32 protein-coding genes and 1 tRNA gene are annotated in these 25,223 nt (G+C 46.1%); 21 read left to right on the top strand and 12 right to left on the bottom strand.

Annotation, left to right across the window (positions count from 1 at the left end; all coding sequences use genetic code 11):
* Window positions 1-10: 10 nt before the first annotated feature.
* On the bottom strand, window positions 11-700 hold the full coding sequence (gpmA, locus tag AOC06_RS08120; RefSeq protein WP_215380086.1) for a 2,3-diphosphoglycerate-dependent phosphoglycerate mutase: 690 nt from the start codon (window positions 698-700) through the stop codon (window positions 11-13).
* Window positions 701-722: 22 nt separating this feature from the next.
* On the opposite strand from gpmA, the gene AOC06_RS08115 reads away from it, so the two are divergent.
* The 4 genes from AOC06_RS08115 to AOC06_RS08100 are packed head-to-tail and all read left to right on the top strand — an operon-like array spanning window position 723 to window position 2,990.
* Window positions 723-1,136 (top strand): rhodanese-like domain-containing protein, encoded by a 414-nt coding sequence (locus tag AOC06_RS08115; protein ID WP_215380084.1) that lies wholly within the window; start codon window positions 723-725, stop codon window positions 1,134-1,136.
* 5 nt (window positions 1,137-1,141) lie between these two features.
* Complete coding sequence (grxC, locus tag AOC06_RS08110) at window positions 1,142-1,396, top strand: glutaredoxin 3 (protein ID WP_215380082.1); 255 nt, start codon at window positions 1,142-1,144, stop codon at window positions 1,394-1,396.
* A gap of 22 nt (window positions 1,397-1,418) precedes the next feature.
* Window positions 1,419-1,943: a protein-export chaperone SecB gene (gene secB, locus AOC06_RS08105; protein WP_215380081.1), complete on the top strand. Its 525-nt coding sequence runs from the start codon at window positions 1,419-1,421 to the stop codon at window positions 1,941-1,943.
* A 24-nt stretch (window positions 1,944-1,967) separates the two neighbouring features.
* A complete protein-coding gene (locus AOC06_RS08100; RefSeq protein WP_215380079.1) occupies window positions 1,968-2,990 on the top strand; it encodes an NAD(P)H-dependent glycerol-3-phosphate dehydrogenase in 1,023 nt (340 codons plus the stop codon).
* A gap of 13 nt (window positions 2,991-3,003) precedes the next feature.
* Here AOC06_RS08100 and trmL read toward each other — a convergent pair whose 3' ends face one another.
* Complete coding sequence (gene trmL, locus AOC06_RS08095) at window positions 3,004-3,474, bottom strand: tRNA (uridine(34)/cytosine(34)/5-carboxymethylaminomethyluridine(34)-2'-O)-methyltransferase TrmL (protein ID WP_215380076.1); 471 nt, start codon at window positions 3,472-3,474, stop codon at window positions 3,004-3,006.
* Window positions 3,467-4,207: a ComF family protein gene (locus AOC06_RS08090; RefSeq protein ID WP_215380073.1), complete on the bottom strand. Its 741-nt coding sequence runs from the start codon at window positions 4,205-4,207 to the stop codon at window positions 3,467-3,469. The genes trmL and AOC06_RS08090 overlap by 8 nt, the downstream gene beginning before the upstream one ends.
* Window positions 4,208-4,230: 23 nt before the next feature.
* On the opposite strand from AOC06_RS08090, the gene AOC06_RS08085 reads away from it, so the two are divergent.
* The 7 genes from AOC06_RS08085 to AOC06_RS08055 all read left to right on the top strand — a co-directional run bounded on the left by AOC06_RS08085 (window position 4,231) and on the right by AOC06_RS08055 (window position 9,825).
* Entirely contained in the window at window positions 4,231-5,031 is an 801-nt protein-coding gene (locus AOC06_RS08085; protein WP_255879944.1) for a methyltransferase domain-containing protein, read from the top strand.
* 178 nt (window positions 5,032-5,209) lie between these two features.
* Window positions 5,210-6,367 (top strand): cytochrome c oxidase subunit II, encoded by a 1,158-nt coding sequence (gene coxB / locus AOC06_RS08080; protein WP_215380069.1) that lies wholly within the window; start codon window positions 5,210-5,212, stop codon window positions 6,365-6,367.
* 43 nt (window positions 6,368-6,410) lie between these two features.
* Window positions 6,411-8,030: a cytochrome c oxidase subunit I gene (gene ctaD / locus AOC06_RS08075; RefSeq protein WP_215380067.1), complete on the top strand. Its 1,620-nt coding sequence runs from the start codon at window positions 6,411-6,413 to the stop codon at window positions 8,028-8,030.
* Window positions 8,014-8,145, top strand: coding sequence for a cytochrome oxidase small assembly protein (locus AOC06_RS08070; protein WP_215380065.1), 132 nt, complete (start codon window positions 8,014-8,016; stop codon window positions 8,143-8,145). The genes ctaD and AOC06_RS08070 overlap by 17 nt, the downstream gene beginning before the upstream one ends.
* Before the next feature lie 14 nt (window positions 8,146-8,159).
* Window positions 8,160-8,753 (top strand): cytochrome c oxidase assembly protein, encoded by a 594-nt coding sequence (locus tag AOC06_RS08065; RefSeq protein ID WP_215380063.1) that lies wholly within the window; start codon window positions 8,160-8,162, stop codon window positions 8,751-8,753.
* The gene (locus AOC06_RS08060; RefSeq protein ID WP_215271902.1) at window positions 8,750-8,941 is read left to right on the top strand and encodes a DUF2970 domain-containing protein; all 192 of its coding nucleotides are present in this window, start codon (window positions 8,750-8,752) and stop codon (window positions 8,939-8,941) included. Before AOC06_RS08065 ends, AOC06_RS08060 begins: the two co-directional genes overlap by 4 nt.
* Window positions 8,942-8,970: 29 nt before the next feature.
* Entirely contained in the window at window positions 8,971-9,825 is an 855-nt protein-coding gene (locus tag AOC06_RS08055) for a cytochrome c oxidase subunit 3 (RefSeq protein WP_215380061.1), read from the top strand.
* A gap of 57 nt (window positions 9,826-9,882) precedes the next feature.
* On the opposite strand, the gene AOC06_RS08050 is transcribed toward AOC06_RS08055, so the two are convergent.
* A complete protein-coding gene (locus tag AOC06_RS08050; RefSeq protein WP_215336407.1) occupies window positions 9,883-10,095 on the bottom strand; it encodes a twin transmembrane helix small protein in 213 nt (70 codons plus the stop codon).
* A gap of 14 nt (window positions 10,096-10,109) precedes the next feature.
* Between AOC06_RS08050 and AOC06_RS08045 the strand changes: the two genes are divergently transcribed.
* The 5 genes from AOC06_RS08045 to AOC06_RS08025 are packed head-to-tail and all read left to right on the top strand — an operon-like array spanning window position 10,110 to window position 14,141.
* Window positions 10,110-10,880: an SURF1 family protein gene (locus AOC06_RS08045; RefSeq protein WP_255879940.1), complete on the top strand. Its 771-nt coding sequence runs from the start codon at window positions 10,110-10,112 to the stop codon at window positions 10,878-10,880.
* Window positions 10,873-11,529, top strand: a complete 657-nt coding sequence (locus tag AOC06_RS08040) for a redox-active disulfide-containing membrane protein (protein ID WP_215380058.1) — start codon at window positions 10,873-10,875, stop codon at window positions 11,527-11,529. Before AOC06_RS08045 ends, AOC06_RS08040 begins: the two co-directional genes overlap by 8 nt.
* Window positions 11,529-12,659 (top strand): COX15/CtaA family protein, encoded by a 1,131-nt coding sequence (locus tag AOC06_RS08035; RefSeq protein ID WP_215380055.1) that lies wholly within the window; start codon window positions 11,529-11,531, stop codon window positions 12,657-12,659. The genes AOC06_RS08040 and AOC06_RS08035 overlap by 1 nt, the downstream gene beginning before the upstream one ends.
* On the top strand, window positions 12,656-13,549 hold the full coding sequence (cyoE, locus tag AOC06_RS08030) for a heme o synthase (protein WP_215380052.1): 894 nt from the start codon (window positions 12,656-12,658) through the stop codon (window positions 13,547-13,549). The genes AOC06_RS08035 and cyoE overlap by 4 nt, the downstream gene beginning before the upstream one ends.
* A 1-nt stretch (window position 13,550) precedes the next feature.
* On the top strand, window positions 13,551-14,141 hold the full coding sequence (locus AOC06_RS08025) for an SCO family protein (RefSeq protein WP_215380050.1): 591 nt from the start codon (window positions 13,551-13,553) through the stop codon (window positions 14,139-14,141).
* A gap of 10 nt (window positions 14,142-14,151) precedes the next feature.
* On the opposite strand, the gene rpoH is transcribed toward AOC06_RS08025, so the two are convergent.
* Both rpoH and ftsY read right to left on the bottom strand, forming a co-directional pair.
* Window positions 14,152-15,093, bottom strand: a complete 942-nt coding sequence (gene rpoH / locus AOC06_RS08020) for an RNA polymerase sigma factor RpoH (RefSeq protein ID WP_215380048.1) — start codon at window positions 15,091-15,093, stop codon at window positions 14,152-14,154.
* A gap of 92 nt (window positions 15,094-15,185) precedes the next feature.
* Complete coding sequence (gene ftsY, locus AOC06_RS08015; RefSeq protein WP_215380047.1) at window positions 15,186-16,076, bottom strand: signal recognition particle-docking protein FtsY; 891 nt, start codon at window positions 16,074-16,076, stop codon at window positions 15,186-15,188.
* A 60-nt stretch (window positions 16,077-16,136) separates the two neighbouring features.
* On the opposite strand from ftsY, the gene AOC06_RS08010 reads away from it, so the two are divergent.
* Genes AOC06_RS08010 through AOC06_RS07990 form a run of 5 tightly spaced genes read left to right on the top strand, consistent with a single transcriptional unit; the run spans window position 16,137 to window position 20,270 of the window.
* Entirely contained in the window at window positions 16,137-17,507 is a 1,371-nt protein-coding gene (locus AOC06_RS08010; protein ID WP_215380045.1) for a M16 family metallopeptidase, read from the top strand.
* Entirely contained in the window at window positions 17,504-18,841 is a 1,338-nt protein-coding gene (locus AOC06_RS08005) for a M16 family metallopeptidase (RefSeq protein ID WP_215380043.1), read from the top strand. The genes AOC06_RS08010 and AOC06_RS08005 overlap by 4 nt, the downstream gene beginning before the upstream one ends.
* Window positions 18,842-18,843: 2 nt before the next feature.
* The gene (gene rsmD / locus AOC06_RS08000; RefSeq protein ID WP_215380042.1) at window positions 18,844-19,461 is read left to right on the top strand and encodes a 16S rRNA (guanine(966)-N(2))-methyltransferase RsmD; all 618 of its coding nucleotides are present in this window, start codon (window positions 18,844-18,846) and stop codon (window positions 19,459-19,461) included.
* Between the two features lie 35 nt (window positions 19,462-19,496).
* Window positions 19,497-19,988 (top strand): pantetheine-phosphate adenylyltransferase, encoded by a 492-nt coding sequence (gene coaD / locus AOC06_RS07995; protein ID WP_215336393.1) that lies wholly within the window; start codon window positions 19,497-19,499, stop codon window positions 19,986-19,988.
* An 18-nt stretch (window positions 19,989-20,006) separates the two neighbouring features.
* Entirely contained in the window at window positions 20,007-20,270 is a 264-nt protein-coding gene (locus AOC06_RS07990; protein WP_215380039.1) for a YfhL family 4Fe-4S dicluster ferredoxin, read from the top strand.
* On the opposite strand, the gene pth is transcribed toward AOC06_RS07990, so the two are convergent.
* The 6 genes from pth to AOC06_RS07960 all read right to left on the bottom strand — a co-directional run bounded on the left by pth (window position 20,267) and on the right by AOC06_RS07960 (window position 25,202).
* Window positions 20,267-20,857 (bottom strand): aminoacyl-tRNA hydrolase, encoded by a 591-nt coding sequence (gene pth, locus AOC06_RS07985; RefSeq protein ID WP_215380036.1) that lies wholly within the window; start codon window positions 20,855-20,857, stop codon window positions 20,267-20,269. The genes AOC06_RS07990 and pth overlap by 4 nt on opposite strands.
* A gap of 87 nt (window positions 20,858-20,944) precedes the next feature.
* A complete protein-coding gene (locus AOC06_RS07980; RefSeq protein WP_215380033.1) occupies window positions 20,945-21,592 on the bottom strand; it encodes a 50S ribosomal protein L25/general stress protein Ctc in 648 nt (215 codons plus the stop codon).
* Window positions 21,593-21,729: 137 nt separating this feature from the next.
* Window positions 21,730-22,686: a ribose-phosphate pyrophosphokinase gene (locus AOC06_RS07975; protein WP_215336386.1), complete on the bottom strand. Its 957-nt coding sequence runs from the start codon at window positions 22,684-22,686 to the stop codon at window positions 21,730-21,732.
* A gap of 73 nt (window positions 22,687-22,759) precedes the next feature.
* Window positions 22,760-22,836 (bottom strand) — tRNA-Gln (locus tag AOC06_RS07970).
* A 4-nt stretch (window positions 22,837-22,840) separates the two neighbouring features.
* A complete protein-coding gene (ispE, locus tag AOC06_RS07965; RefSeq protein WP_215380031.1) occupies window positions 22,841-23,725 on the bottom strand; it encodes a 4-(cytidine 5'-diphospho)-2-C-methyl-D-erythritol kinase in 885 nt (294 codons plus the stop codon).
* Window positions 23,718-25,202, bottom strand: a complete 1,485-nt coding sequence (locus AOC06_RS07960) for a lipoprotein insertase outer membrane protein LolB (protein WP_215380029.1) — start codon at window positions 25,200-25,202, stop codon at window positions 23,718-23,720. The genes ispE and AOC06_RS07960 overlap by 8 nt, the downstream gene beginning before the upstream one ends.
* Window positions 25,203-25,223 lie beyond the last annotated feature (21 nt).

Below are 25,223 nucleotides of genomic sequence, written 5' to 3'. Positions count from 1 at the left end.
TTTTTCTTTTTTAATCTAAATAGAAATGGCGAATGGGCTTGAGATTGTCATCAAGCTCATATACCAAGGGCATACCATTGGGAATGTTCACTTCCATGATGGCTTCATCAGAAAGTTGATCTAAGTATTTGATGAGTGCCCGGATGCTATTGCCGTGTGCAACCAAGACAATTCGCTTGCCACCCTTGAGTGCAGGGGCGATCGACTCATTCCACAATGGTAGGACCCGCTCGACATTGTCTTCCAGGCATTCTCCAAGCGGCACTTCAGAGGGGTGGAGTTTTTCATAGCGGCGATCTTTTTGGGGATTGCGTTCATCATGCGTCTCTAATAGAGGAGGGCGGATGTTATATGACCTTCTCCAAATATGGACTTGCTCGTCACCATACTGAGTTGCAGTCTCTGCTTTATTCAAACCCGTTAATGCGCCATAGTGACGCTCATTTAAACGCCAACTATGGACCACCGGAATCCACATGAGGTCCATAGCATCTTGAACGCCCCACAAGGTTCGGATCGCACGCTTGAGAACGGAGGTATAGGCGATGTCAAATACGTAACCCGCTTTGAGAAGCTTTTCACCTGCAGCATGCGCTTGTTTTGCCCCATTTGGGGTCAAATCAACATCGGCCCAGCCGGTGAAGCGGTTTTCAAGATTCCAAGCGGATTCGCCGTGACGAATAAGAACAAGTTGTTTCATAGAGCCATTCTATAATCTGGTGATGAACTTTTTCACTCAAATTGACAATTTAGCGCTGATTGCCTTACTAGCTGTTTCAGGTATCGCACTCTTCCTACCCACATTATCTACGCTTATCAGTGGAAAGGGCCTCTCTCCAACCGAGGCGACGATTTGGATCAATCGTCGTAAGGCCTATGTCTTTGATTTGCGCTCTGAAGATGCCTTTAAAGCAGGTCACTTGCCTGGGGCGAAATTCGTCGCTGCAGCCACCTTGGGGGCTGAGATGGGTAAGCTCAAGCTGGATCGCAAGCATCCAGTGGTCTTAATTTGTGAGAATGGTAGCGACTCCCGCAAGGCTGTTGCAGTGGTCAAAACGCTTGGATTTGCTGAAGTAGCCGTCTTAGACGGCGGAATCGCTGCTTGGAAAGCAGCCGCTTTGCCTTTAGTTAAGTAAAAAATATGCCACAAGTCTTGATGTATAGCACCCAAGTTTGCCCTTACTGCGTGATGGCCGAAAAGCTTTTGCAGAAAAAAGGTATAAGCAATCTAGAGAAGATTTTGATCGACAAAGATCCAGCTCAGCGCGAAATCATGATGACAAAAACGGGTCGTAGAACCGTGCCACAAATCTATATTGGCGATACCCATGTTGGTGGATATGATGATCTGGTAGCCCTAGATCGTGCTGGACAGTTAGACCTTCTTTTAGCGTAAATATTCAATAGAGAGAATTTTCATGAGCGATAAAGCCACTTCAACTCAAGACGGTTTGGATCAAGATCAGGCCCCGAGCTTTCGGATTCAACGTGTCTATCTAAAAGATCTTTCCTTGGAGCAGCCAAATGCGCCAGAAATATTATTGATTCCAAAAGAACCACAAGTTCAAGTGGAAATCGATATTGCAGTCACCCGTCTTTCAGATGGATTATTTGAGGTCTGCGTTATTGGGACTGTTACCGCTCGCATTGAAGGCAAAGTATTGTTTCTGATTGAAGCCAATCAAGCCGGTATTTTTGAATTTGCCAATATCCCTCCTGAGCAAATTGATCCCATGTTAGGCATTGCTTGCCCAACGATTTTGTATCCTTATTTGCGCTCCAATATTGCTGACACCATCAGCCGCGCTGGCTTCCAGCCAATTCATTTGAATGAAGTCAATTTCCACGGAATGTATGAGCATCGCTTAATGCAGGCTCAACAGGCTGCTGCGGGCTCAGAAGATAGTTCCGCCGAAGAAAGCAAAATCATTCTTCCTAACTAAGCTGCTTAAAAAGGCCAACAGATCATGAAAGTGACGCTGCTTGGAGCTGGAGCCTGGGGAACGGCGATGGCCGTTCAGGCTGCTCGTTTTCTTGAGCATGACAAAGTCTGTTTATGGTCGCGCTCCTTGGAGCAGATTGAGCATATCCAAAAACAGGGTGAGAACCGCACCTACTTACCTGGTTTCACATTACCCAAGAGCCTTCGTCTAGAAGCCAACTTTTCTGAGGCGATTCATCGCTTAGGCTCGCATGATCTATTGGTGATTGCAACACCGATGGCTGGTTTAGCAGAGACACTTGTTCAAGTATTGCAAGTTGCAAAACATGCTTTAAACATTGTTTGGCTTTGTAAGGGCTTAGAGTCAAGCTCGACCTTTTTGCCACATCAAGTCGTAGAGCGAGAAGATCGTTTGCATAACAAAGGTATTAAGCATGCATACGGTGTGTTGTCTGGACCCAGTTTTGCCAAAGAGGTAGCCAATGGAATGCCTTGTGCTTTGACGGTGGCCAGTCAATCAGATGAACTATGTACGATTGTGCAAACCGCTTTTCATCATGGCAATATGCGAATCTATGCGAGCGATGATTTGATCGGCGTTGAGTTGGGTGGCGCAATTAAAAATGTACTAGCGATTGTGGCAGGTATTAGTGATGGCTTAAATTTGGGGCTGAATGCGCGTGCAGCAGTTCTCACGCGAGGCTTGGCAGAAATGATGCGTTTGGTCAAAGCAGCCGGCGGACGCTCAGAAACCTGTATGGGATTAACGGGTGTTGGCGATTTGATCTTGACAGCTACCGGTGACCTTTCAAGAAATCGACAAGTGGGCTTAGCGCTTGCTACTGGCCAGCCACTACAAACAATATTAGATAGACTAGGGCATGTAGCTGAAGGCGTTTTATGTGCCTCGGCAGTGAGCAATTTGGCGGCGCGCCTGGGGGTAGAAATGCCTATTACGAATGCGATGACGGAAGTTTTATCCGGTCATGTTGGTGCGCAAGAAGCTTTGCAGAAATTAATGGGTCGCGATCCAACAACAGAAGTCTGATTCAGCTCATTTTCTAGCTACCGCCTTGCAAACCATTTTGTCGCCAGGCTTCGTAGACAACAATGGCAACCGTATTGGAAAGATTAAGACTGCGACTGCTCTCTTGCATCGCTAGGCGCATCCGGTTTTGGGCAGAAATGGAATCTCTCACTTCGTCAGTAATGCCTTTGGTTTCAGAGCCAAAGACAAAATAATCGCCTGGCTGATAATGGCCAGCATGAAAATGCCCAGAGCCTTTCGTGGTCAGCGCAAACACCCGCTCCATTTTGGGCTGTTCATTCATGAGAAAAACTTGCCAGTTTTGATGTACTTTGACGCTAGCAAATTCGTGGTAATCCAAACCCGCTCTCCGAAGCTTTGCGTCCTCCATCGGAAAACCTAGAGGCTCAATTAAATGAAGCGATGCTCCAGTGTTCGCACACAGGCGGATGATATTGCCAGTGTTAGGTGGGATTTCAGGTTGGAATAAAACAATATTAAACATGCTGCAATCTTTTGGTCATGTATCTTGGGGTTCTGAGTAAAACCCAATTCAGAACTCGTGAAGCTCCATTGTCCTTCAGAACAGCAGCAATTTCATTCAAAGTGGCTTTGCTTGTCATCACATCATCAAAAATCACCACGTGCCGGCCTTTGATGGAATCTTTAAAGCGGGGATTGAGATAAAACATATCTTTGACCGTTTCTGCTCGTGAAGTGCTGTCAGATCCTACAAGGTCATGTGGCGCATGATGTCTTTGCAGCACACACGCTAATTTTTGAATGGTTTTGGGTACTTGTATGCGACGCAGAATTTCCCAGCTTTGGTTGAAACCTCTCTCGCATAATTTTTTCTGACTCAGCGGCACAGGCATTGCTAAGTCAATTTCAACATAATCTAAGCGCGATGCCAGAATGTGATTCCAAGTGCTGGCTAAGCCATGCGCCACACTGATGCGCTTGGTGTATTTCAAATTATGTAGGGATTTTTGCAAACCGCTTTCGTAAGATGCAAGACAAACGCTCTCATCAAAGTGGGGTGGTTCTAGTCGACATTCATCACACTTGCCTGCACTAAGTTCGACTGCAGTTAAGCAGATGCCGCATTGTCTGCAACATTCATAATGACAAAGAGCCTCATCAGAGAGTTTTTTCAAGCATCCTAGGCAAACGAGATCATCCTGAAAAGACTCGCAAATAATGCAAGCGTTGGGCAATAGTTTTGCTATTGAAAACATGGGCCGCTGAGTATACTGAGCACATGACCCGACCCTTAAGATGGCTTCAATCCGAAATTGCAAGTCGGATGATGCAAAAGCTAGAAATCGTTAAGCTTGATGTAAATGATCTGCTGGTGATTCCGGATTTTCCGGGGAAGCATGCTGCACTTTTAGCTAAGCGATTTCCGGGTGTGAGTATCAATAGCGCTTCAGAACCCACCATGAGTGCTTGGGATTCGTGGTGCTTTCAGATGTTTCGAAAATCGCGCGCAATATTTTGCGGAGGAAATCAGTTTTCTTTAGAGCGTTATCGACAGACTGGGCACATTGATCTTCCGGATGATTCGGTTGATGTGGTCTTTAGCGATTTGCTTCTACAAAACCTTCCTGACCCAAAACATTTTTTACAGGAATGTTGGAGAGTGCTGCGGGAGGGTGGGCTTCTGACCTTTGCCTACTTAGGCCCTGATACTGGTAAAGAGTTGATTGGCATACCTGGGCTAGAGGGGGTTCTACAAAAGTTGGCGAGTCCTTGGGATATGCACGATATGGGTGACGCAGTGCTATCAGAAGGCTTTTCAGAGCCGGTGATGGACATGGAGTATGTTCATTTGGAATACGAATCAAATACTCTTTTGATCGCAGACTCTGTTGCTTTGCAATTAATGACTCAAGCACCTCAAATGCAGGCGGCTTCTCCAGATTTACCAAAAAAAATGACACTTGAGGTGGTCTACGGACATGCGTGGGCTATCGGTAAGCACCTCACTAGAGCCAAAGATCAGCTGGCTTATATTGATCCCCGGCAAATTCAGCGCAAGACAAGGCGTGATCCTAATTAAATGTAAGTGCTTACTATCATTTTGAGCCACTAATCATCCTTTTGCTCTTCGAGGGGCTCAATTGTTGAAGCTGTTAATTCACCCTATAATTACCGCTGGATGTATTGGCTAGATACCGCTTTTTGAGCATCCCAAGCAAGATTGTTCAATTTGCTAGGGACAATAAATAGAGAATAAGATGAATTTATTTGGAAAAGTCACTAAGGCTGCGCTAACACTTTTAGCGAGTTTGGGCATAACGCTTGCAAACGCTTCAGAAAACATGCCTGGCGGCCCAGCCGTAAATCAAATCAATTTTGCTGTACCTGCAACAAAAATCATGGAGCAAATTCATGGTTTGCACATCATGATGCTCATCATTTGTGCGGTCATTTTTATTGGCGTATTCGGAGTGATGTTTTACTCCATTCTTAAGCACCGTAAATCACTCGGTCACAAATCAGCCTCTTTCCATGAAAGCACTACTGTTGAAATTATCTGGACTGTAGTGCCATTATTAATTGTGATTGGCATGGCTTTGCCAGCTACCAAAACTGTTGTAGCAATGAAAGACACCACCAACTCTGATATCACTATCAAAGTCACTGGCTATCAGTGGAAATGGGGATACGACTATATTAAAGGCGAAGGCGAAGGTATTAACTTCCTTTCCACGCTCTCAACTTCACGCGAAGCCATTAACAACTTGGCACCAAAATCAAATACCTATTTGATGGAAGTCGACAATGAAATGGTCGTACCAGTCGGCAAAAAAATTCGCATGATCACTACTGCGAATGATGTAATTCACTCCTGGACTATTCCTGCATTTGGCGTCAAGCAAGATGCGATACCTGGCTTTGTGCGTGATACCTGGTTCCGTGCAGACAAGATCGGTACTTTCCGCGGTCAATGCTCTGAGCTCTGTGGCGCAGAGCACGCATTTATGCCTATTGTTGTAAAGGTAGTTTCTGCTGAGGATTACACCGCCTGGGTTGCTGAGAAACAAAAAGCCATGGCTGCAGGTGGAGAAGATCCATCCAAGGTTTATACCCTTGAAGAACAAAAAGCTCGCGGTGAAAAGGTGTATGCAGCGAATTGCGCAGCATGTCACCAGCCTAATGGTAAAGGTGCTGGCGCCTTCCCTGCTCTTGATGGAAGCAAGGTTGTCAATGGACCTAAAGCGGGTCAGTTTTATATCCTGCTCAACGGTAAAAATGCAATGCCAAAGTGGGGCGGTGTTTTATCAGACGCTGATATTGCTGCTGTTATTACTTACACCAGAAACTCATGGGGCAACCATACTGGTGAGGTAATTCAGACTCAAGACATTGTTACGGCACATAGTGGTAAGTAAGTAATTAATCTATCAATACAGAAAAAACGAAACCGGAGTAAACATGAACACAGTTACTGGCTCTCTCGATCACGCACATGATCATGCGCATGATGATCACACGCCACATGGTTGGCGTCGCTGGTTGTTTGCTACTAACCACAAAGACATCGGCACGATGTACTTAATTTTTTCTTTCGTTAGCTTGCTGGCTGGCGGAACGATGGCTTTGGGTATTCGTTTGGAGTTGTTCCAGCCTGGTTTGCAATTCTTCCGCCCTGAGTTCTTCAATCAGTTAACCACCATGCACGGATTGGTGATGGTGTTTGGTGCCATCATGCCTGCTTTCGTTGGATTTGCTAACTGGATGGTGCCATTGCAAATTGGCGCATCTGATATGGCATTTGCTCGGATGAACAACTTCAGCTTCTGGATTCTGCCGGTAGCTGCAACTTTATTATTGAGCTCATTCTTGGCTCCTGGTGGTGCTCCTGCGGGCGGCTGGACCATCTATGCACCATTGACCTCGCAAATGGGTCCTGGTATGGATATGGCAATTTTTGCCCTCCACTTGCTGGGTGCTTCTTCCATCATGGGTTCGATCAACATCATTGTCACCATTTTGAATATGCGCGCTCCAGGCATGACGCTGATGAAGATGCCAATGTTCTGCTGGACTTGGTTGATTACAGCCTATTTATTGATTGCTGTGATGCCTGTTTTAGCCGGCGCGATTACGATGGTCTTAACTGATCGTCACTTCGGCACTTCATTCTTCTCCGCAGTTGGCGGTGGTGATCCAGTGATGTTCCAGCACATTTTCTGGTTCTTTGGTCACCCAGAGGTTTACATCATGATTCTTCCTGCTTTCGGAATCATTAGTGAAATCGTTCCAGCCTTCTCCAGAAAAACCTTGTTCGGTTACAGCTCGATGGTTTATGCAACTTCATCGATCGCTATCTTGTCCTTCATCGTATGGGCACACCACATGTTTGCAACGGGCATGCCAGTAACAGGCCAACTCTTCTTCATGTACGCCACGATGTTGATTGCCGTACCAACTGGCGTAAAGATTTTTAACTGGGTCGCAACCATGTGGAAGGGTTCGATGACCTTTGAAACACCAATGTTGTGGGCCGTTGGCTTTATCTTCGTATTTACCATGGGCGGTTTCACTGGCTTAATTTTGGCAATGGCGCCAATCGATATTGGCTTGCAAGATACCTATTACGTTGTTGCTCACTTCCACTATGTATTGGTCGCAGGTTCTTTATTTGCAATGTTTGCTGGTTTCTATTACTGGTGTCCAAAGTGGACCGGCATGATGGCTAACGAAACGCGTGGCAAGATTCACTTCTGGGCTTCCATGATTTTCTTCAACATCACCTTCTTCCCAATGCACTTCTTGGGTTTAGCAGGTATGCCACGTCGTTACGCTGACTATCCAACCCAGTTCGCGGACTTCAATATGATTGCCTCAATTGGCGCGCTTGGTTTTGGTTTGTCCCAGGTTTACTTCCTTTTCTTCGTAGCATTGCCTGCTTATCGTGGCCAAGGTCAAAAGGCGCCAATGAAGCCTTGGGATGGTGCAAAAGGCCTAGAGTGGACAGTTCCTTCCCCAGCGCCTCATCATACTTTTGAGACTCCTCCAAACGCTGAACAATTACATGAAGCAGGAATTTAAATCTGCTCAACAACAAACCTCAGTTGCCAATAACCGGCGGTTGGGGTTTGTACTTTTAAGTATTGCTATTGTTTTCTTCATTGGCATCGTGCTTAAACATAGCCTCTTAAGTTAAACCTACGCTGCTCAATGTCCATTTCTCAAAATCTCAACCGCCAAATCATGCTGAAGCTCTTAATCGCTTCCGTGTTGATGTTTGGTTTTGGGTATGCGCTAGTTCCCCTATACAAAGCATTATGCGAAGTAACAGGTATCAATGTGGTTACTAGCAAGAATGACTATGGTGTCAGAGCCTATAGCGCTAATAAAGTAGGCAACACTCAAGTGGATTACTCACGTAAAGTGACTGTTGAGTTTGACTCCAACAGCCGGGGGCCGTTTAGTTTTCATCCGATGAAGAATTATTTGGAAGTTCATCCAGGCGAGATGACTGAAATTGTGTATGAGGTCTCTAATAGATTAGATCGTGCAGTGCAAGCCCAAGCCATTCCCAGCTATGCACCAAAAATCGCCACAGAATTTTTTACCAAGCTGGAGTGTTTTTGTTTTCAACAGCAAACCTTAGCTGCTAACGAAACTAGAAAAATGCCAGTGGTATTTGTGATTGACTCTGGGTTGCCGGACGATGTCAAAACCATTACTTTGTCATATACCTTCTTTGAAGTTGGTGTGCCTCCAGCAGCTCCAGGAGCGACAACGCCAAAATCAAAGACGACGATATGAAAAAGAGTAGTTTTTTGAAGTCCATGAAAGCAGTTTTATGGGCTTTTTTGGGGGTCCGCAAAAAAGCAGGCCTTCAAGATGATGTTGCTTCAATAAGTTTTGTTCACATTATCATTGCGGGTGTGCTTGGGGCTTTGGTTTTCATGGGTACCCTTTTGTTAATTGTGAAAGCAGTGGTATCCCATTAATAATTTTTTGATTGAATAGAGAGAATCAGATGTCATCCAATTCAACCCCTTATTATTTCGTTCCCGGCCTATCTAGACATCCGGTGATGGCTGCGATCGGCCTGATCGGTTTTGGCTTCGGCATGGTCGGATGGGTCAATCACGCAGCTTGGGGCGGCCCCTTGTCAATCGCTGGCATTGTGTGGGTTTTGTATGTGCTTTACAACTGGTTTGGCGATACGATTGCAGAGTCTAATGCCGGTAAAAATGGCGCGAATGTGGACGTCTCCTATCGTTGGTCGATGGCCTGGTTTATCTTCTCTGAAATCATGTTCTTCGGCGCTTTCTTTGCTGCCTTGTTCTATGCCAGAAATATCGCGATGCCTTGGATGGGCGATGTTGAAAGCAAGTTGATTTGGCCCAATTTCACCGCAGTTTGGCCTAATGATGGCCCTGCTGGTTTGGTTGCTCCATTCGAAACAATGGGTCCTTGGCCAATTCCTACTATCAACACCTTATTGTTGTTGAGTTCTGGTGTCACCATCACATTTGCACACCACGCATTAGTGAAGAATCATATGAAGCAAGCTATTGTTGGCTTAGCAGCAACAGTAGGCCTCGGCTTTGTTTTCTTGTGCTTCCAAGCCTTTGAGTACTACCATGCCTATCATGAGCTCAATCTGAAATTGACCTCAGGTGTTTATGGCTCAACCTTTTTCATGCTGACGGGCTTCCATGGCTTCCACGTGTTCTTAGGCGGCACCATGTTGGCAATCGTATTGCGTCGCTTGATTCGTGGTGACTTTACCCCTGAGCACCATTTTGCCTTTGAAGGTGCCGCTTGGTACTGGCACTTTGTTGACGTTGTCTGGCTCGGTTTATACATCTGCGTTTACTGGATGTAAGTTAAATCAGAATCGGGGCTTTAAGCCCCGATTTGTTTTACGGCGTAATTGATTTCTTTAGTTGCTGCCAACCCGGATACCGGTAGGCTGTATGAGTCCAAAGTAATACGCAAGCAAAATACCGATGAATAGCAGCAGTGATAGCCCAATACGGAACATTAAGGAATACACCATTTTTGGGCTAGAGCCTTTACCTTTCATCATGTAATACAGGGCTGAGCCCAAGCTTCCAACGATCATTAGCAGTACGATGGGAATAATCCACTTCATTTCAACATCCTCAATTGAATATTTTTTCTAGCCTCGTTACTAAGCGCATAGTTGCTACTTTAGCAGCCTTAATCACGATCATCATTTGCAGCAGTGCAGGCTTTTGGCAGTTACGCAGAGCCAATGAAAAGATTATGCTCGCTGCCAACTTAGTCGCCAAGCAAGCCATGCCAGCGCTACAGGCGGGCGCGCAAGACTGGACTTTGGCTGAGACCAATCAGCGACGCATGGTTGCGCAAGGCATTTTTATTCCAGAGGAGGCAATTTGGCTGGATAACCGTCCACAGCCGGTCCCTAAAGACGGAGAGGCGGCTCAGGCTGGGTTTTATGTCTTGATGCCATTAAGGCTGGATAGTGGACGGATTCTTTGGGTAAATCGGGGCTGGGCTCCCCGCAATGGTTTAGATCGACTCAAGCTTCCCTCTGTGGCTACACCTGGTAAACCTGTTTCAGTAGAGGGAATCGTATTTGCTAATCCAGGCAAGGTCTATCAATTTGGGGTTGGTAATTCTGATCAACCCATTCAACCCCGGATTCAACAAAATCTGGATCTTGAGCAGGAGGCCAAGAGTCATGGTTGGAGCCAAAGTCCTTTTATCTTGCGTGAGATCGAGAATGGGCAGGCCGATGGTTTGCTGAGACAATGGGCCCCACTGACAACAGGGGTAGATCGCCATTATGCTTATGCCTTTCAGTGGTTTGCTTTGGCAGTATGCGCATTCTTGTTTTGGTTGATTTCGGGTATACGGCAATACCGAAAGTTATCTGGGGGTATGAGTGAGTAAAGAAGAGCTATTAATTCCTTCTGCACAGTCAGAAGGTGCAGCAATTGATGCGCGGACTCGTCGTGGGCGTCTACAAATGTTGCTCTTATTGCTTGCCTGTGCTGCACCAGTCATTGCATCCTATTTAGCGTATTACGTATTTAAGCCAGAGGGTGGTAAGACCAATTTCGGCACTTTAGTGCAGCCAGTGCAAGATACCAATCCGGCATGGTTTGAGGTACCGCTGAGTGGAAAGTGGACTATGTTAATCGCACGCCCTGCCGCAGAGTGCACAGCGCAAAATACATCCTGTGTTGAGGGCTTATATTTAATGCGACAGTTGCGAGTTGGTGTGGGTCGAGAAGGGGGTCGAGTGCAACTACTGTGGGTCAATGTGGATGGTAAGCCAATTGATCCCGAGATTGCCAAGGCCTATGATCACGAGGTAGCGGGTTTTAGCGTGGTGAATTTACCTACAGATCCTAAGCTGAGGGCGCAATTTAATGATTGGCTGAATGCGCAGGGCGCTGGTGAAGCCATTCAGTTGATTGATCCTAGTGCTCAAAAGATGATGTACTTTCCGGTGACGAATTCACCAAAAGAATTCGGTAGTATCAAAAAAGATTTAGAAAAATTACTGCGCTTAAACCATAAGGGCGAAAGTCAGTAATGCCCACTTTAGCTTTATTCTCTGAGCTTGCAGTGATTGCCCTCATCTTTGCTGGCATTCCTGTAGCTTATCTTTGGAAAAAGCCTGGCTATTCATTTTTTCAGAAGCTGAATTGGCTTTTGGTCTTTATGACGTTTGATTTAATTATTTTTGGTGCCTTCACTCGCTTAAGTGATTCTGGTTTGGGCTGTCCCGACTGGCCAGGGTGTTATGGAAGTTCTAATCCCTGGCATGCTATCGGAGATATCCAGCTGGCTGAGACCTCTATGCCATCAGGTCCAGTTACCCTGCTTAAAGCGTGGATTGAAATGATTCATCGCTATCTGGCGATGACAGTCGGCACTTTAATTATTGTTCAAGTGATCATGGCCTGGACCAAAGTCAAATCTTTTGGTAAGTGGTCCTTAATTGCGAGTCTAGGTTTATTGGTACTGGTTTGTGTTCAGGGTGCTTTTGGAGCATGGACAGTGACCCTAAAACTTCAGCCGATTATCGTGAGTACACATCTGATGTTGGCTCTATGCCTACTCGCCTGTCTTACGCTGTATGCACAGCAGAATTGGTCAAGTCCATCTTCAGTCATTGTGCCTCTGAGACAAAAACCACTCTCTGCATGGCTCGTGAGTTTTGCTCTCGTTGTTCTAGCAATGCAAATCTTTTTAGGCGCTTGGGTCAGTACCAATTACGCAGTATTGGCTTGTCCAGATTTTCCGCTTTGCAATGGTGCATGGTGGCCTGATGCTAACTGGCATGAAGGGTTTACGTTCTGGAGAGAATTGGGCAAGAATGCAATGGGGGATTACATTTCTCCTGAAGCATTGCAAACCATTCATTGGGCACACCGTTTGTTCGCTATGGTTGCGATTCTGGCTTTAGCTACATTGGCTCTGAGCGTACACAGTGTAAGCAAGACTGCTCAACCCGAGCTCTATCGACTAGGCAGCCTATTAATAGCCCTTTTATTGTTGCAACTGGTGACTGGAATTTCTAATGTTGTTTTTCAATGGCCCCTACTTGCTGCACTCTTGCACACTGCAGGAGCTGCTGGTTTGGTCTTTTGTTTGGTCAGGCTGAGTAGTTGGGCTTCATGGAAAACAGCAATTCAGATTAAGATGCCAAAGCGATCATGAATACTCCACATACTCATTCTGCTGAACAGCTGCCTCGTTGGCGCCAATTTTGGGTGCTAACAAAGCCTCGCGTGACGCAGTTGGCTGTTTTTTGTGCCGTGATTGGAATGTTCTTAGCTACACCGGGTATGGTCCCTACTCATATTTTAATTGGGGGTGTCGTCGGCATTTGGTTATTGGCAGGTGCTGCATTTGCAATGAATTGTTTGATTGAGCAGGCGGTTGATGCCAAGATGAAGCGAACTGCTTGGCGCCCTTCAGCTACCGGCGAAATTTCTCCATTTCATATTACTATTTTTTCAATTGTGCTGGGTTCACTCGGCATGTTTGTTTTGTGGAATTTCACGAACCCATTAACCATGTGGCTTACCGTAGCTACTTTTGTAGGTTATGCAGTGATCTATACCTGGTTGCTTAAGCCAGCCACCCCTCAGAACATCGTGATCGGTGGTCTCTCCGGTGCGATGCCGCCTGCTTTGGGTTGGGCTGCGGTAACGAATTCTGTGCCGGCTGAGGCCTGGCTATTGGTGTTAATTATCTTTGTATGGACGCCACCACACTTTTGGGCCTTAGCTCTATATCGTCGGGATGACTATGTGCAATCAGGCCTACCTATGCTTCCCGTAACCCATGGTGAGCGTTTTACGCTTCTCAATATTTTGTTATATACCCTGATATTGATTGCAGCTACTTTATTACCGTACATCTACGGCATGAGTGGTTTGGTGTATTTGATCTCAGCCCTAGTATTAGGATTGATTTTCTTGGCTTACGTAATTGCTTTATTTGTTTCTTATAGCGATGCATTAGCGAAGAAAACGTTTCGTTTTTCGATCACCTATTTATCGCTTTTGTTTGCTGCTTTATTAATTGATCATTACTTTATTTAAGATGAAGCGATTTTCTATCCGCTCCCTCGTAATGACTTTGATGGCTCTGGCTCTGTTGGCATGTAGTCCTAAGCCTGAGTTTAAAAATATCGACATTACGGGCGCCAGTGGCTTCGGTAGTGATTTTAGTTTGCTCGATGTGGACGGAAAAATCAGAACCTTGTCAGACTTCAAAGGTAAAGTAGTAGTAATCTTCTTTGGCTACACTCAATGTCCTGATGTTTGTCCAACTACCTTAACCGAAATGCAGCAAGCCATGATGCTGCTCGGCTCTCAGGCAGATAAGGTGCAGGTATTGTTTGTCACCGTTGATCCAGAGCGTGATACGGCTGCAATCTTAAAACAGTATGTGCCCTCATTTGATCCACGCTTTATGGGTCTGCGTCCTGCCGACGAAGCTGCCCTTGAAAAAGTCACTAAGGATTTTAAGATCTACTACAAGAAGGTACCCGGCTTATCCCCAGGGTCTTACACAATCGATCACACCGCTGGTAGCTATGTCTTCGATCCAGAGGGGCACTTACGTCTCTACATTAAACATGCACAAGGCCCCGAGACCTTAGCGCATGACTTGAAAGAGCTGCTGAAATAAGTGGTCTAGTTTAAGCGGCTTGCGCTTGAAGTAAAGTACGCATCTTTTTGAGAGCAGACGTTTCGATCTGTCTCACGCGCTCGGCAGAAATTCCATACTCTGCTGCAAGGTCATGTAGCGTTTTAGTGCCATGACCATCGGCATCCATTGCCAACCAACGAGATTGCACAATATTGCGGCTGCGCTCGTCGAGAGACATTAATGCTTTATCTAATTGAGGACCCTGAAGATTGTCTGCCTCTACGGCTGCGAGCATGGCAGTGGGTTCTTGACTTGAATCTGCCAACCATTGAATTGGTGCATAAGCAGAGTCTTCATCACGATCATCACCTTCTAGCGTGATATCGCCACCAGCAAGTCGCATTTCCATTTCTTTTACATCTTCGCCGCGAACGTCTAGTGCTTTTGCCAGGGCATCGACTTCACTGGGCTTGAGCGTGGCTAGAGTGGGCTTGTTACTGCGTAAATTAAAGAACAGTTTGCGCTGTGCTTTAGTTGTTGCTACCTTGACTAAGCGCCAATTCTTAAGAATGTACTCATGAATCTCCGCTTTAATCCAATGAATTGAATAAGACACCAAGCGTGCGCCTTGACTAGGATCGTAGCGTTTAACGGCCTTCATCAGACCCACATTACCTTCTTGAATCAGGTCTGCATGTGGAATGCCGTAGCCTAAATACTGACGCGCGACCGATACCACCAAACGAAGGTGAGAGAGCACCAAAGTTCTCGCGGCATCCACATTTTCAGTGCGACGAAACTCTTGCGCTAGATGCAATTCTTCTGCAGCGCTTAACATTGGTACGCGATTGACGTAGGCAATATAAGCATCTAAAGTGCCAACCCCAAGGGATGGCATGGTAGGAAAGGCCATAGCACCCCCAGGCTGCGACGCCGCTAGGACGGTGGGCACAGCACGAGCGGTTGGCTTGTAAGCTTTCTTTTCGACCATTTTTGTTTGATTATTTAAGTAACTTAATGAGAGTATTTTAGCACTCTTGTCAAGCGAGTGCTAATGTATTTTTATGGGCGTAAGATACTGATTTAATTGAATAATTCTGATGAATATTGAGCAGCATTGAAGGGGATTAAATCCTCAATTCCCTCACCTTTGCCCAGCGCTAGAACTGCGGGTTTGGGGCCGCTTTGAAAGGTGTGAGCAAGGGCGCAAATCACCCCACCTTTGGCAGTCCCATCGAGTTTGCTAACGATAAGACCGGTGAGCTCCAGGGCTTCATGAAAGGCTCTGACTTGATTTAAACCATTCTGACCAGTATTGCCATCCAAGATCAAGAGTGTGTGATGAGGCGCTCCTGGGAGGGCCTTGGCAATGACGCGTTTGACTTTCTTCAACTCTTCCATCAAATGGTCTTGTGTCGCTAGTCTGCCTGCAGTGTCAATGACTAATATATCGGTCTTGCGCGAGATTGCAGCATGAATAGCATCATGCGCTACTGCAGCTGCATCGCCACTTTCTTGGGCAATGACATCGACCTGATTGCGCTGTCCCCACTCCAAGAGTTGATTGCGTGCGGCTGCGCGAAAGGTATCGCCAGCAGCTAGGAGAATCGATTTGCCCTGTGACTGAAATTGTTTACAGAGCTTACCAATGGTGGTGGTTTTACCTGCGCCATTGACGCCAACAATCAGCCAGATTTCAGGATGATGATGGTTTTGGTGCTCAAAGATTGGGTTAGGGTGAGCCTCCAATGGCTGTAATAGCTTGGTGAGTTCTTGAATCAATAATGCTTGTAGGGTTTCTGAGTCTTGGACTTTTTCTGATTTGGCGGCTTGACGTAAGCTAGTCATTAATTGCGTACAGGTTGGCATACCCACATCACTCTGAATCAAGGACTCTTCCAGAGTATCAAACCAAGCCTCATCAATCCGGCTTGATTTAAAAAGCGATCCGAGGGTTTTACGTAGGCCAAGCATTATCGATACAATCCAAAACTTGCATCTTATCAATTTAATCTGAGAACAAGGCAAACCCAGATGCGGCACTATCTTCAACTTCTATTCTTTGGATTCTTGGTCACCAGCCAATTCGCATTGGGAGCCTCTACCCAGTCTTCTGATGACACTCATGAGTATTTTCTGAGTAATGGCCTCAAGTTGATTATTAGAGAAGACCATCGGGCCCCTACCGTGGCGCATATGGTTTGGTATCGAGCGGGCTCCATGGATGAATTCAATGGCACAACCGGGGTTGCCCATGTCTTGGAGCACATGATGTTTAAGGGCACAGATAAGATCAAGGCCGGAGAATTTTCTCGCCTAGTTGCTGCAGAAGGTGGACGTGAAAACGCGTTTACTTCCCGCGACTACACCGCTTTTTTCCAGCAAGTTGAAAAATCTAAGCTGAATAAGGTAATGGAATTAGAGGCCGATCGGATGGTCAATCTCAATTTTGATGATGCCGAATTTACAAAAGAGATTCAGGTAGTCATGGAAGAGCGACGTCTGCGGACTGAAGATAATCCCGACAGCCTATTAAATGAATCCTTAATGGCAACTGCCTTCATGAGTTCCCCCTATCGTCATCCAGTAATCGGGTGGATGAATGACTTAATCAATATGAAGGCAAGCGATGCACGCCAGTGGTATCAACATTGGTATGCACCCAATAATGCAACAGTGGTTATCAGCGGAGATGTCGACCCTGAACAGATCCACCGGCTGGTAGAAAAATATTATGGGGGTATACAGGCTCATGCATTGCCTGTTCGTAAACCCCAGCTTGAGCCTGAGCAAAAAGGAGTGAAGCAGGTTCACGTCAAAGCGCCAGCAGATGGAGCTCAATTAGTGATGGCATGGAAGGTGCCGCACTTACAGCCTGATGACATCAATAATGATGAGCCTTATGCCTTAGAGTTATTGGCTGCAGTACTGGATGGCTATGACAATGCTCGACTGAATCGCGAATTAGTAAAGCAAGAGCGTCTAGCGGATAACGTTGATGCTCAATACGACATGATTTCTCGTGGACCAGCTCTGTTTATCGTGGGAGCGGATTTGGCAAAGGGCAAAACGGTTGCTCAGGCCGAGGCAGGAATTCGGAAGGCGCTAGCAGAAGTTGCTAATAAAGGCGTATTGGATTCTGAATTAAAACGCATTCAAACTCGGTTGCTATCCAATCAAGTTTATAAAAGGGATTCGATTTTTGGCCAAGCCATGGAGATTGGTGGTTTCGAGATGGCAGGATTTTCCTGGAAAGATTTGGATACCGTCTTAGAGCGCATGCAAAAAATTACTCCAGTGCAAGTTCAGGCTGTTGCTAAAAAATACTTGCTTGACACTACCTTGACAATCGCCATTTTGGATCCCCAAGCACGTCAATCAACCAAGGCGGAGGCGCAGAAATGAAATCTTATTACAAGCCCCTTATTTTGATTGCCCTCATAGCGCTAGGCCTGACCAGTAGTGTGCAGGCAGCTTTACCCATCGAGCAGTTAGATTCTTTCCATGGGGCCAAGGGGTATTTAGTGCAGACCAAAACTCTGCCGATGCTGGATATTGAAATCAGTATCGATGCAGGAAGTCGGTATGACCCAAGCACAAAAAGTGGTTTAGCTAGTCTGACTGGGGGCTTATTGAACAAGGGTGTTCGCTCCTCTAAGGGTACTCTTACAGAGGATCAGATTGCCGATCAAGTCGCCGATCTTGGTGCAGATCTCAGTGTGGGGGTGACAGGTGAGCGGGCTTTGATTCGGATTCGTTGTCTGAGTAGATCTGATATTCGGGATCGTGCAGTAGGGCTCGCGAGACAAATCTTAAGCAATCCAAGCTATGAGCCCACAGTTATCAATCGAGAAAAGCAGAGAATCAGCGCAGGCTTGCTAGAGGCAGAAACCAAACCGGATTTTGTATTAGACCGACGCTTCAGAAAAGCTATTTATGGGGATTACCCCTTAGGTAATGCCATGACGGTCAAAAGCATTGCGGGATTAACTGCATCTGAATTGAAGCAATTTCACCAGCAGTTTTATCGAAGTGATCGCGTGATTGTGAGTATGGTTGGGGATGTCAACAGAGCCGAGGCTCAGGAAATTGTGCAAACCCTTGTCAACGATTTGCCGCAGTCAGGACCGGTGATCCCCCCACTTCCAGAATTATTACGCTCACCGATTGAAAGCATTGCAGACCGCGAGGTGCAGATTCCGTTTGATTCTCAGCAAGCGCATATCGCTATGGGTATGACGGCAATCGCACGAAATAATCCTGACTACTTTCCCTTGATGGTAGGGAACTATGCTTTGGGCGGTGGTGGATTTGTTTCTCGCCTCATGAATGAAGTTCGTGAGAAGCGTGGTCTTGCCTATAGTGTCTTTAGTTATTTTGTACCCGGTCAAGATAATGGTATTTTTCAGGCGGGCTTACAAACAAAAAACGATCAAGCCAGCATGGCTCTCGATGTGATGACAGAAAACATTGCGCAATTTATTGCAAAGGGTCCGACACAGTCTGAACTTGATGCTGCTAAAGCGAATTTAGTAAATGGATTTCCTTTGCGGATTGATAATAATCGTAAATTACTCGATAACGTGTCATCGATTGCTTGGAATGGCTTACCCCTAAATACGTTAGATACTTGGACTGAGCAAGTAAATGCCGTAACGAGGGATCAAATTGAAACTGCATTCCAAAAATATCTCGCAATGGATCGAATGAAAATTGTCGTTTTAGGCGCTAAGCAATAACGATGTCCAAAAGTGTATCTAAGCAGTCAGTTGAATTGCCGAAGAGAATTCGTATTATTGGTGGAGTTTGGCGGAGTCGCTTACTTGAGGTGATTGATTTGCCAGATCTCAGACCCACCACCGATCGTATTCGGGAGACTCTCTTTAATTGGCTGGGGCAAGATCTTTCTGGCTTACGTTGTCTGGATGTCTTCGCAGGTACCGGTGTTTTAGGATTTGAGGCCGCTTCTCGCGGAGCAGCAAGCGTGCAGTTGTTGGAGAAAAATAAAAAAGCGTATTTAGCTTTGACAAGCAACCTTGCTGCCCTCCAATCTTCACCTGTAGCTGGAGTAGTTCAGATTAACCAGCAAGATGGTCTAGAGTTTTTAAAACGTCAAGCCGATCAATCCTTTGATCTGATCTTTATTGACCCACCCTTTCAAGATGAGGGCCTATTAAATCAGGCCCTAAACGAGTCCTCCCGGGTCTGTTCCTCAAGCTCTGGAGGCTGTATTTATGTTGAATTTCCAGCAAGTCGATCCCTTGAGGAAATCCAAAACCTACTACCGGCTTGGGATTGTGGAAAGTACTTAGAGGCTGGACAGGTAAAAGCCTGTCTATTTATTGGCAGAAGCGACTAAACTCTTTATAGATAGATTTAGCCCTAGGAGAGTAAATGACTGTCGCTGTATATCCAGGAACCTTTGACCCCTTCACTCGCGGTCATGAAGATTTGGTAAGACGTGCCTCAAGTATTTTTTCAGAAGTGATTGTGGGCGTTGCCGATAGTCGGAGCAAGCATCCCTTTTTCAATCTGGATGAGCGCATTGAGATCGCCAAAGAGGTATTGGGCCATTACACCAATGTCAAAATTGTGGGCTTTACTGGTTTGCTAAAAGATTTTGCGCGTGAGCATCATGCGCGGGTCATCGTCCGCGGCCTTCGGGCGGTCTCTGACTTTGAGTATGAATTTCAGATGGCAGGCATGAATCGCTATTTACTACCTGATGTTGAAACCCTCTTCTTAACCCCATCAGATCAATATCAATTTATCTCAGGGACTTTCGTACGAGAAATTGCCTTGATGGGTGGTGATGTCAGTAAGTTTGTCTTTCCGTCAGTTGAAAAATGGCTGATACAAAAAACAGCAGCAAATAAATTGAAATAGCCAAAGGCATTCTGAATCATGGCTTTAATGATTACGGACGAGTGCATCAATTGCGATGTCTGCGAACCCGAATGCCCTAACGATGCCATTTATATGGGTATTGAGATTTATGAAATTAACCCTAGTAAATGTACTGAATGTGTAGGACATTTTGATGCGCCTCAGTGTCGACAAGTATGTCCCGTTGACTGCATCCCGCTGCATCCGGACCATGTGGAGTCACGGGAGCAGCTACTGGTGAAATACCATAAACTAACTGCACTCAAAACAGACGCGGCCTAGTCTTTAGAGTGGAGATTCAACATTGCCGCTTGGGGATCGCCCCTCAGCAAGAGTGGCAAACAATCTAAACCGTTCTGAATGCTCTCGCCAATTAACTTTTGCTCAGCCAGCAAGGGTTTTCTTAAAACGTAATCTGCTACATCCATAGCCCGACCATCACCAGCAAGATCACGAGGATGGCCAATGCCTAGGCGGAGTCTCCAGTACTGAGGGGTGCCTAGATGCGCTTGAATATCCTTGAGACCATTGTGACCCCCAGTTCCACCGCCCAGCTTGAGTCGTGCACTACCAGGTTTAAGATCTAGCTCATCTTGCACTACCAAGACATCTTCAGGTTTAATCTTGTGGAAGCGACACAAAGCACCTACTGCTTGCCCACTGAGATTCATGTAGGTATCGGGCTTGAGTAGCCAAAGATCTTCTGATTCCCACTTCGCTTTTGCAGCCTTACCCAGAAACCGTTTTTCAGTTTCGAAGCGCACTCCCAATTGTTTTGCTAAAGCATCAACAAACCAAAAGCCCGCATTGTGGCGATCATATTCATGTTCATTGCCTGGGTTACCTAAGCCAACAATTAATTTAGTCATAGTGTGAGCATAAAAGTATTTGTACAAAAAAGAAAACCCGCGTGCAAGCGGGTCTTCTGTAATACAAAGATAGGTTGCTTAAAGGGATTAAGCCTTATCCTTTTCCTTAGAGGCATCCGCAGGAGCAGCGGCCGCTGGAGCAGCAGGAGCCTCTTCGGTATCTGCGGCTTTAACGGTTGGAACACGAGCGTTAACCAAAACAGGATTTTCTTGCTCAACATGCAATACCAAGGAAACGCCTTTTGGCAAAGTGAGATCCTTAGCGTGAATCGCATGACCAACTTCGATATTAGCCAAGTTCACTTCAATGAATTCAGGCAAATCTGCAGGCAAGCAAGAGATTTCCAAATCATTGGCAATGTGACTAATGATGGCGCCTTGCAATTTCACGGCTGCAGATTCATCAGCATGGGTGAAGTGCAATGGAATGCGCATATGAACCTTTTCGGTTGCAGAAACACGCTGAAAGTCGATATGCAAAACCAGAGGCTTAAATGGATGCATCTGGTAATCACGTAGCAAGACTTTTTGTGCTTTGCCATCAATTTCGAGATCGAGAATAGATGAGTGAAAAGCTTCCTTGCGGAGAGCGTGGAAAAGGGCATTGTGATCGAGCTCAATAGCTACTGCTGGATCTTTGCTGCCATAAATGATTCCCGGAGTTTTACCGGAGTTGCGCAGGCGGCGGCTCGCACCCGTTCCCTGTACGCTTCTTTCAAAAGCGACTACTTTCATATTTGAACTCCCAAATTAAGGTTAATTTCCGTTCGCGACCAAACAGAAAAGCCTTCGATTATAGCGTGGGAACAGGGGTTTTGACTGCGAAAGGACCAAAAAATCTGAAAAAGGGGCTCCAAACCCCTTTTTTGGGATTATTCCGCAAATAAGGACATCACTGAATCGCCTTTGCTGATTCGAGACAGGGTCTCAGCAAGGATGGGCGCTACGCTTAATGGGCGTATTTTGCTCACTTTTAAGGCTTCCGCACTCAGTGGGATGGTATCCGTCACGACGAGCTCATCAAGCTCAGAGGCAGCGATTCTGGCTACAGCACCACCTGAAAGTACGGCATGGGTACAGTACGCTGTTACACCCTTAGCACCTCGATCTTTAAGTGCCTCAGCAGCCTTGCATAAAGTGCCGCCGGTATCAATGATGTCATCCATGATGACACAATGGCGACCTTCTACTTCACCAATTAAATGCATCACTTCAGATACATTGGCCTTGGGGCGGCGTTTATCAATAATTGCTAAATCTGTGCCTAATTGTTTGGCCATTGCGCGGGCGCGAACCACGCCGCCAATATCAGGGGAGACAATAATTAACTCTTTTTGAGTCTTTTGGGCCTGCAAGTCAGCAAGCAAAACGGGGGAGGCGTAAATATTGTCAACGGGAATATCAAAGAAACCTTGGATCTGATCGGCGTGGAGGTCCATGGTTAAGACGCGTTCAATTCCGGCAACAGACTGCAACATATTGGCAACGATACGAGCGGAAATGGCTACCCGTGCAGAGCGGGGCCGACGATCCTGTCTGGCATAACCGAAGTAAGGGATCACTGCGGTTATACGGCCGGCGGATGCTCGCTTTAGAGCATCAATCATGATCATGAGCTCCATCAAATTGTCGTTGGTAGGGGCACAAGTTGACTGGATTACAACAACGTTTTTACCCCTTACATTCTCTTGAATTTCTACCTGAATTTCACCATCTGAAAAGCGCCCAACAAAGGCTTTGCCCATTTGTAGGTTGAGCTCTTTGGCAACCGCATGGGCCAAGGTGGGGTTTGCATTGCCGGTAAAAAGGGTCAGATGGTCAGCATTCATATGGGCAGATATGGGCTTTACAGTAAAGGGTTGAAGAATCTATCAGATATCTTTTAAGCATTTCTATAGAATTTGGCAGGGGAAGAAGGATTCGAACCTTCGCATGCTGGAATCAAAATCCAGTGCCTTAACCAGCTTGGCGATTCCCCTACAGCTACTCCAAAGAAATCAAATTGTAAGCGGGATTTTTATTTAAGCCCTCAACAATTCGACCCACCCATCCTGATGGAAGATTTTGTAGGCGATTTTCTAGATCGGCGGCTTTCTGATCTTGATGTAAGACAGTAAACACGCTGCTTCCAGAGCCGGACATCCGCGGTGCGGAACCTGGCACATTCGCCGCAATCCAAGCCAAAGCTTGCTTCACTTCAGGACATATTCGCATCGCTACAGATTCACAGTCATTGCCAAATTGGCTGCTGTTATAGCTTAGTGGCGAAGCAAATAAGCGATCTATTGTAATCGCAGCGTGATTTCTGGTCAATTGAGGGTCTTGGAAAATGCCTGCGGTAGCAATGTTTTGCCCAGGAAAAATGACTAAGAAGCGCTCGGATTCGAGATTAATAGCCTGGAGCTGTTCGCCAATGCCCTCTACAAAAGCATTTTGGCCAAAGAGAAAAAATGGAACATCTGCACCCAATTTCAGGCCTAGCTCAGATAGCGTGGTGAGATCGAGTTTGAGTTTCCATAGGCGGTTCAAACCGATTAAAACAGTAGCTGCATTCGATGAGCCACCGCCGAGTCCAGCACCCATCGGAATCCGTTTATCCACTGTAATTTCCACACCCTGCTTGACTTGATAGACATCTTTTATAAGCTGGGCTGCACGAACCACGAGATCTTGTGCGGAGGGGATGTTGGGCAGAGGGTTAACACGGCGAATTGTATTCTCAGGAATCGATTGCAGTTGAATGGTGTCGCACCAATCAATTAGTTGAAAAACAGATTGCAACAAATGGTAACCATCACTGCGACGACCAATAATGTGTAAGAAGAGATTGAGCTTAGCGGGTGACTGAAGCTCTAAAAAATCACTCATTCGGTTTATCAAACACAAGGCGAATATCAATCGAGCCGATATTAGAATTGCGACTGAGATTCAGTTTTTCTAAAGTATTTGATTTAGACCAGGTGTAGTTTAGATTCCAGCCATCTTGAATAATTTGGCTGACTTGACCATTTTTGTTACGCTCAACGCTAGCGCTACTACCCGGACGTACTTCCCCTCTAAGCCAATTAGATAGGCCTCTGGCGGGGAGTGGCAGACCTAAAGTATTTTGCACTAGTGTGTCGGCATCTACGGCGGTAACTGTTTTGCCATTACTTTCCAGACTCGCTTCACCGGGGGTGATAGTGATTTTTGCAATTGATCCACCAACTGGATTACGAATTTCTAAAATATCTTTCTGAGCATCTTGCGTTAGGGTAAAGCCGCCTGAGCCCCCTTGATTTTGGGTATCAGTGATGCCTGTAATTTTGACTGCAAATCGACCATCCCATGATCCTTGAGATGAAGGTGCGCTTAATGACCAATCGGGCTTCAAACGCTTGATGGTTTCTTTCAGGGTCGCATTATTTGCATCCAGCTTTTGTCCTTCAGACCAAATCGTATCGGCCTCAGAATGGCGATTCATGATCCAGAGGACTTCCCCAATATGGGCAGCGATATCTGCCTCCGGCTTCATACTAAAAGCTTGCTTAAGCTCTTCTAATGCGAGCGCATTTTTTCCTAGTCGAAAATTCACCCAACCCAGACTATCCAAAATATAAGGATCATCTGGTGACAAATGATGCGCTTTTGAAATGAGCTTATATGCTTCACCGAGTTGTTGGTTCCGGTCCGCCAGAGAATAACCAAGGGCATTGAGCGCATTGGCATCATTGGGATTTTTAACCAGGATCTGCCGTAATACCCTTTCCATGATTTCGGTGTGCCCGCTATTTTCGGCAGCCATTGCATAGGTATACAGAATTCCCAGATTCTTTGGGGCTGGTTTTAGGGCAGAGACAATCTCATAAAAGGCATGCAGGGCATCAGATTCATTCGAGGCTTTGCTAATGAGGGTTTGGATCTGAAGTAGTGTATTTTCACGTTCAGCTAAAGATTCTTGATTCAGCAAGGCAATGGTTGGTTGAACCGCTTCCGACCAACGTTGATTGAGAATCAGCAGGGTGACAACGACCTCTTTGGGCTTGGTCTGGGTCGGTGCCAAACCTTGCCAAGCTTGCGCAGCCTGTAGTGCTAGATCTGGAGCCCCCGCATTAATCGCGATCTCCATTGCTCTTTGGGCTAATCTTGGATCTTGATAGCGGCGAGCTAGCTCTAAATAGGTGTTGTAGGCAATACCCCCTTCACCTCGCTGGAGAGCGATTTCTGAGGCCAGAATCTCAAATACCGCCTCCCCATTGCCGGGATTCTCAGATTGGGCAAAGGTATTTAGGCTTAGGCAGCTCATTGCGCCAAACAGCCAGACTAGGCAAATAGAGTGCAAGGCAGATTTATTGAATCGGTTCATAAGCACATTCTAATCCGCGAA

It is taken from the genome of Polynucleobacter paludilacus, from assembly GCF_018687595.1.
Lineage (GTDB): Bacteria > Pseudomonadota > Gammaproteobacteria > Burkholderiales > Burkholderiaceae > Polynucleobacter > Polynucleobacter paludilacus.
This window is presented reverse-complemented; position numbering and strand designations above follow the sequence as displayed.